This window comes from Komagataeibacter saccharivorans, from assembly GCF_003207825.1.
Taxonomy (GTDB): Bacteria; Pseudomonadota; Alphaproteobacteria; order Acetobacterales; family Acetobacteraceae; genus Komagataeibacter; species Komagataeibacter saccharivorans.
The window spans coordinates 1-1,086 of record NZ_NKTY01000087.1; the positions used below are offsets into that span (position 1 = coordinate 1).

Consider the following 1,086-nt stretch of genomic DNA (forward strand, 5'->3'; position numbering starts at 1 on the left):
CTTGTGCTGCAGCATGATGAGCAGGCTGTCCTCTGCGCAGTTGAACTGGCTCTTGAAGACGGCGTGGCGACCAAGACCCATGTTCTCAATACGCTTCATCGCCTGATCGATGCCAAGAGAACCGTGGTTCCCCGGCTTGATGCCCCACAGGCCCTGGTGCTCGAACACGAACCGTGCGCCGATACAGGGCGGTATGACATCCTGCGAAGGGACAGCCGCCATGCGTCATGATCCTGCTGCTGCTTCACTTGTCGTCATGCTCCGTGGATTGCGGATGTATGGCATGGCCCAGGCCACGGCCGACCTCATCGAGCAGGGCGCGCCCGCCTTCGAGGCGGCCATCCCCATCCTCTCGCAGCTCCTGAAGGCGGAACTGGCCGAACGCGAAGTCCGCTCCATCGCCTACCAGACAAAGACCGCCCGGTTCCCCGCCTACAAGGACCTGTCCGGGTTCTCCTTTGCCAATACGCAGGTCAACGAGCCCATGATCCGCCAGCTCCATGGCGGGGACTTCATCGAGCGTGCTGAAAATGTCGTGCTGATCGGCGGCCCGGGAACCGGGAAAACCCACCTGGCGACCGCGCTGGCCATCCAGGCGATCACCCATCACCGCAAGAAGGCGCGCTTCTGGTCAACGGTCGACCTGGTCAATGCGCTTGAACAGGAAAAGACCGCCAACCGGGCCGGGCAGATTGCCGACAGGCTGCTCCGCCTGGATCTCGTGATCCTTGATGAACTCGGTTATCTCCCCTTCAGTGCATCAGGGGGCGCCCTGCTGTTCCATCTGCTCAGCCGCCTCTACGAGCGCACCAGTGTCATCATCACAACCAATCTGAGCTTCAGTGAATGGGGAGACGTCTTTGGTGACCCGAAGATGACGACGGCGCTCCTCGATCGGCTGACCCATCACTGTCATATCCTCGAGACAGGAAATGACAGCTACAGGTTCCGCGCCAGCACCGCCGCGTCAAAAAACAGAAAGGACAGATCCTCTTCTTGACCGCCCGCCCGACTACGCCTGAAATAGCAGCTGGCTGGGTCAATTCCTGATGAAAAACCCGGGTCAGTTCTCAGTGAAAATCAACA

Annotated in this window: 1 protein-coding gene and 1 pseudogene; both read left to right on the forward strand. The window is 59.9% G+C overall.

Annotation, left to right across the window (positions count from 1 at the left end; genetic code table 11):
• Positions 1-231 (forward strand): annotated as a pseudogene (locus tag CFR79_RS15445) (IS21 family transposase); the annotation flags it as partial.
• Entirely contained in the window at positions 221-1,000 is a 780-nt protein-coding gene (gene istB / locus CFR79_RS15450) for an IS21-like element helper ATPase IstB (RefSeq protein WP_102325896.1), read from the forward strand. The pseudogene CFR79_RS15445 and the gene istB, both read left to right, overlap by 11 nt.
• The last annotated feature ends 86 nt before the right edge of the window (positions 1,001-1,086 follow it).